The organism is Phytoactinopolyspora endophytica, assembly GCF_004138495.1.
Taxonomy (GTDB): Bacteria; Actinomycetota; Actinomycetes; order Jiangellales; family Jiangellaceae; genus Phytoactinopolyspora; species Phytoactinopolyspora endophytica.
On record NZ_ML142851.1, the window covers coordinates 243,208 to 249,509 of the forward strand.

At 66.9% G+C, this 6,302-nt stretch carries 2 protein-coding genes and 2 pseudogenes; 3 read left to right on the forward strand and 1 reads right to left on the reverse strand.

The window, feature by feature from the left end; genetic code table 11:
• Nucleotides 1–437: pseudogene (locus ELR45_RS37120) on the forward strand (MFS transporter); the annotation flags it as partial.
• Nucleotides 438–557: 120 nt separating this feature from the next.
• Here the strand turns inward: ELR45_RS37120 and ELR45_RS06985 are convergent.
• A complete protein-coding gene (locus ELR45_RS06985) occupies nt 558–3,959 on the reverse strand; it encodes a pyruvate carboxylase (RefSeq protein WP_129664600.1) in 3,402 nt (1,133 codons plus the stop codon).
• Between the two features lie 254 nt (nt 3,960–4,213).
• Between ELR45_RS06985 and ELR45_RS06990 the strand changes: the two genes are divergently transcribed.
• Complete coding sequence (locus ELR45_RS06990) at nt 4,214–5,815, forward strand: alkaline phosphatase D family protein (RefSeq protein WP_129664602.1); 1,602 nt, start codon at nt 4,214–4,216, stop codon at nt 5,813–5,815.
• Nucleotides 5,816–6,121: 306 nt separating this feature from the next.
• Nucleotides 6,122–6,302, forward strand: a pseudogene (locus tag ELR45_RS37125) (two pore domain potassium channel family protein); the annotation flags it as partial.

Sequence of the window (6,302 nt, forward strand, 5' to 3'; positions counted from 1 at the left end):
CACTCGGCGTGGCCCTGGTGGGGGTGCTCTTCTTCACACAGCTGGACCATGGGTCCGGGTCTGGTGTCGACGAGGTAAGCCCTGGCCTGCACGAACAGCTCACAGCCGTCGGGATGCCGGCATCGGCGCAAGAAGACATCGTGGCGGGCTTCCGGGAGTGTGTGCGCGATCGGTCGGCGGCCACGGACCCGACCGAGATCCCGGCCAGCTGCGAGCTCGAGCCGAGCGTGTCGACGTCGCCCGCCGCGGACGAGGTGCGTCAGATGCTGACCCAAGCCGGTGCGCTGGCCAACGCGCACAACTTCTCCCGGACCTTCAGCTTCACCCTGTGGTACGCGGCCGGGATCCTGGTGATCGTCTTCGTGGGCCTGTTCGCGTTGCCGCGCCGAGTCCGGGCCCGAGATCTCGACGCGGAGCTGTCGCCGGCCGGCACGTAGTCATCCTTGGTGCGGACGCCGTACGAAAGACGTAACTGCATTTATCATAAGTGTAGTTACGTCTAATGAGCCTCCGATGGACTATGGCTGAGCCGTGTGGGTACTGAAGAGGCGCGCTGATCAGGGTTCGATGACCGCGATGAGGTCTCCGGCTTCGACTCGCCGCGGCTCGGTGACGACGAGCCGGGCCACCCGGCCGCCGACAGGAGCGGTGATCGAGGCCTCCAGCTTCATGGCTTCGATCGTGGCGATCGCCTGACCGGCAGCGACCGTGTCGCCCTGGGCCACCGTCGCCGTGACCACGCCGGCGAACGGGACCGGGACGTGGCCCGGGTTGGCTGGATCGGCCTTCTCGGTCTCAGGTACCTCAGCGGCTATCGAGCGGTCTCGGACCCACACGGGCCGAAGCTGTCCGTTGAGCGTGCACATCACGGTACGGATGCCGCGCTCGTCGGCGTCGCCCACCGCCTCGAGACGAGCGATCATGCGCACGCCCTTGCCGAGGTCGACCACGGACTCGGATCCCTGGCGCAACCCGTAGAGATAGTCGACGGTGTCGAGAACGGACAGGTCGCCGTAGGTCTGGCGGGCCTCCGTGAAGTTCGTCGTAGGTCCGGGGAACAGTAGCCGGTTCAGTGCTTCCTGGCGCTCGCGTCCCGCCGTACCCAGGATCTTGCGGTCGTCGTCGTTCAGTTCCGCCATTCTGGGGGCGACGTCGCGACCCTGCAAAGCGCGGGTTCGCAGCGGTTCTGGCCACCCGCCGGGTGGAGTACCCAGCTCACCGCCGAGGAAGCCGATCACCGAGTCGGGGATGTCGAAGCGCCGCGGATCGCGTGCGAACTCGTCGGGATCGGCGCCGAGAGCGACGAGATGCAGCGCCAGGTCGCCGACCACCTTGCTCGATGGCGTGACCTTGACCAACCGGCCGAGAAGCCGGTCGGCGGCGGCGTACATGTCCTCGATCTGCTCGAACTTCTCGCCCAGTCCCAGGGCGATCGCCTGCTGGCGCAGATTGCTGAGCTGACCGCCGGGAATCTCGTGGTGATAGACGCGGCCGGTAGGCCCGGGCAGGCTGGATTCGAACGGTGCATACACCCGGCGCACGGCCTCCCAGTACGGCTCGTACGCCTGCGCGGCCGTCAGGTCCAGGCCGGTGTCTCGGTCGGTGTGCATGAGTCCGGCGATCAAGGCCGACATCGGCGGCTGGCTGGTCATGCCGGCCATCGACGCGCATGCGACGTCCACCGCGTCGACTCCGGCCTCCACCGCCGCCAGCAGGGTAGCCAACTGGCCACCCGCGGTGTCGTGGGTGTGCAGGTGCACCGGGAGATCGAATCGCTCCCGCAGGGCGGCGACGAGGCTCCGTGCGGCAGGCGCGCGCAGCAGACCCGCCATGTCCTTGATGGCCAGAATGTGAGCACCTGCGTCGACGATCTGCTCGGCCAGATGGACGTAGTAGTCGAGGGTGTACAGCTGCTCCCCGGGATCGGACAGGTCGCCTGTGTAGCAGAGAGCGACTTCGGCGACCGCCGTTCCGGTTTCACGGACCGCCTCGATGGCGGGATGCATCTGCCCGACGTCGTTGAGCGCGTCGAAGATCCGGAAGACATCGATACCGGTGGCGACCGCCTCATCGATGAATGCCCGGGTCACCTGTTCCGGGTAGGGCGTGTATCCGACGGTGTTGCGTCCGCGCAGCAGCATCTGCAGCGCGACGTTCGGCATCGCAGCGCGCAATGCGGCCAGCCGCTCCCATGGGTCCTCTCCGAGGAACCGCAGGGCGACGTCGTAGGTGGCGCCGCCCCAGGCCTCGACACTCCACAGACCGGGCAGCCGGTGCGCGACGTACGGTGCGGCCGTGAGCAGGTCCTTGGTGCGTACCCGGGTGGCCAGCAGTGACTGATGCGCGTCGCGGAACGTTGTGTCCGTCACGGCCACCGGGAGCTGTGCCCGTAGCTCGCGGGCGAACGCGTCCGGCCCGAGTTCTCGCAGCCGCTGCCGCGTCCCGTCCGGAGCAGGAGCCGAGCCGTCGACCACGGGTAGCTTCTCGATCGGGCTGATCGTCACCGGCGCGTCCCCATGCGGACGGTTGACCGTGACGTCGGCCAGCCAGCGCAGCAACCTGGTGCCTCGGTCCGCGCTCGTCCGGGCGCGCAGCAGGTGGGGACGCTCGTCGATGAACGTGGTGGTCACTCTCCCGGCCAGGAAATCCTCCTCGTCGAGGACGGCCTGCAGGAACGGGATGTTGGTGGCGACTCCGCGGATCCGGAACTCGGCCAGCGCCCGCCTGGACCGCCGCACGGCGGTCTCGAGGTCATGTCCTCGGCAGGTCAGCTTGACCAGCATGGAATCGAAGTGTGCACTGACCTCGGCGTTCGCGTGCGTGGTGCCACCGTCGAGCCGGACGCCCGCTCCGCCCGGCGACCGGTAAGCGGTGATTCGGCCGGTATCGGGGCGGAACCCGTTGGCAGGATCTTCGGTGGTGATGCGCGTCTGCAGGGCGGTGCCGTTGCAGTGCATTCCGTCCTGCGACAGTCCAAGATCGCTCAGCGACTCGCCTGCGGCGATCCGGAGCTGGGACTGCACCAGATCGACGTCGGTGACCTCCTCGGTGACCGTGTGCTCGACTTGGATACGGGGGTTCATCTCGATGAAGACGTGCTCGCCGGCTCGGTCGCCGGCGGTGTCGATGAGGAACTCCACGGTGCCGGCGTTGACGTAGCCGATCGATCGGGCGAAGGCGAGGGCGTCGGCATGCAGACGGTGGCGGACCTCGTCGTCCAGGTTCGGCGCCGGGGCGATCTCGATGACCTTCTGGTGACGGCGTTGCACCGAGCAATCCCGCTCGAACAGGTGCACCGTGTCACCGGTGGCGTCGGCGAGAACCTGTACCTCGATATGGCGTGGACGTAGGACAGCCTGCTCGCAGAACACTGTGGGATCGCCGAACGCCGCCTGCGCCTCACGCATCGCCGACGCCAGCGCGTCCGGCAGCTCACGGGGGTCGTCCACGCGACGCATGCCCCGCCCGCCGCCTCCGGCGACCGCCTTCACGAAGATCGGAAAGCCGACCCGGTCCGCGGCAGCCACCAGTTCATCCACATCGGCCGACGGCGCGCTGGAACGCAGCACGGATACCCCGGCCTCCCGCGCTGCGGCGAGAGCGCGGACCTTGTTACCCGCCAGCTCGAGAACGCCGGGCGGTGGCCCGACGAACGTGATGCCCGCCGCCTCACAGGCCTGTGCCAGCTCTGGGTTCTCGGACAAGAAGCCATAGCCCGGATAGACCGCATCCGCGCCGCACATGGCCGCGACCCGGACGACCTCCTCGACGTCGAGGTATGCCCGCACCGGACGGCCGGGTTCGCCGATCAGGTACGCCTCGTCAGCCTTGAGCCGGTGCACGGAGTCACGGTCCTCGTGCGGGAACACGGCGACAGTCCGGGCGCCTAGCTCGTACGACGCGCGGAATGCGCGTACGGCGATCTCACCCCGATTGGCAACCAGCACCTTCGCGAACAACGCGGCCTCCGATCTCCGCCCCTGAGCAGGCGACCTCGACATCCGGTTCGTGCAAGGGCCCAGCGTGGCCCCTCGAACATGGTATTCGAAGGTCACGTTCCGCCATTTGGAACGCGTTGGTCGCAAAGGCCGTCGTGGTGGCGCCGACCTTAGCGCAAGCTTTCGTCGAAACAGTTCAGGCTTTCGCCGAAGAGCGTGCCCAGGACGGCCGCCGGCTCTCGACGGCTCTAGCTGAGCCTTCATACACTTCGCCAATGGCGCGGCTGCTGCTCGGACCGATCCTGCGCGCCTTACATCGTGACCGCGTCACCGTGTGGGTGGAGACCGACGTGCCTTGTGAGGTGCGGATCGGTTCGCGAGCTTCCCGGACTGTGACATTGCTGGGACACCACTACGCCTTCGTCACCGTCGACGAGCTCGGACCGGCCACGCCGTACACGGTCGCCCTCGACGGTGAGCAGGTGTGGCCGAAAGACGACGGCTTCCCGCCGAGTGTCCTGCGTGCGCTACCGAATGACCGGCTGAGTCTGGTGTTCGGATCATGCCGGACGATCCTGCCGGACGAGAACGGCGATTCGGATCGGATCGACGCACTGTGCGAGTACGCGCTGCGCTGCGCGACAAGCGGGCCCGAGGCACTCCCGGACGTCCTCCTTCTGCTCGGTGACCAGGTGTACGCCGACAAGGGGGCGCCGGCTACGCGGAGATTTATCCGTCGTCGTCGGGGCGACGACGGACCGGTGGGCACTCAGACGCATACCTTTGCGGAGTTCGCGGCGCTCTACCGCGAATCATGGAGCGAGCCCGCGGTGAGATGGCTGCTGTCGACCGTTCCCACGCTGATGGTCTTCGACGATCACGAGATCATCGACAATTGGAACACATCGGAACAGTGGCTTGTCGAGCACCAAGCAAAGCCATGGTGGCGGGAGCGCGTGACGAACGGGCTGGCCGCCTACTGGATCTACCAGCATGTGGGGAACCTCCTGTCGGAGGAACGCGAGGCTGACGCGGCGTTCGCGGCACTGCGCAGCGGCGACGAGAGCGTCGCACTCGACGTCTTCGACACCCGGGCAACGCAGGGCGCGCACGGGACGAGAGGCGTTCGGTGGAGTTATGCCCGCGATCTCGGGCTGGCGCGGCTGGTCATGCTCGATTCCCGCGACGGCCGGGTGCTGGCCGGCGGTCAGCGCCACATGCTGGACGACTACGAGTGGGAGCTGCTGGACAGAGAGTTGACCACTCCTGCGCCGTACCTGCTGGTGGGTACATCCCTTCCGCTGCTGCTGCCTTCTGGCGTGCACGACCTGGAACGGTTCGTCACCGCGGCGTGCGCCGGACGGTGGGGTCGCGTCGGCGCTCGCATAGGCGAGGAGATCCGACAGGACGCGCAGTTCAACCACTGGATCACCTTTCCGGAGTCGTTCACGCGCGTCCTCCGGATGCTGCGGGCTGCCGGTGATCAGCGACGCAAAGGCGTGATCGTGCTCTCCGGCGACGTGCATTTCTCCTACGACGCGCGGGTGCGCTCCTGGCCGGACGGGACGGCTCCGCGCTCACCCACTCACCAGCTTGTGTCCTCTCCGTTCTGCCACGACCTGCACGGCAGCCTCATCGTAGGTGTGCGTGCCCTCGTCTCGCGGCCTGGTGCGTACATAGGCCGGCTGGCGGCGTGGGCCGCCGGTGCACAGTGGTCGGCTCTGCAATGGAGTGTCGAGTCGGGACCGTGGTTGCAGAACGTCATCAGCACCCTCTACCTCGATAGCGACGGGGCCAGCGTGCGCTTCGAGTGCACCCGAGTCGGCGGCGGCCGAGGGCGGCGCCTAGAAGTGATAGCGGAGCATCCCGTGAGCTGAGCTCGAGTTCCACATCCTCGACGCCGTTATAGGAGCCTCCGCCACCGCAATTTGCACGAATGTAAGTTTCACTCACCACTATTCCATGGGCCCGAGCTGACCGCTATTCTCTGTCCATGGCTCTCGGGGTGGGAGTCCAAGGAGGGGTTGGCGGCTGCTGAGGCGCTGCCTTCGCATGGGTATGGGTGGACGCAGCGGACTTTTCCGTGGCGCGCCAGCGATATAGAGGGGCGGAAATCCGTGACGGTGGCTGAAGGTTTAGAGACAAGAACGATCACTTGGGCGCGGGGAGCGGAGCCGCTATTGATGATAGCCGCCGGCGCTTTCCTTGTCGGCTATGCCATACCCATTATCTACCCGGGATTGCCCGATGGAGTATCGGCGTTCTGCGAGTCAGTCGTGTGGCTCACGTGGGGCTTGTTCGCCGTGGATTATGTGGCGCGACTGATACTTGCGCCAAAAAGGTGGAAGTTCGTCCGTGGGAACC

What these genes read in the sequence shown, in the direction of transcription:
- ELR45_RS06990 (WP_129664602.1), top strand. Translation starts at nt 4,214, where the DNA reads ATGGCGCGGCTGCTGCTCGGACCGATCCTGCGCGCCTTACATCGTGAC.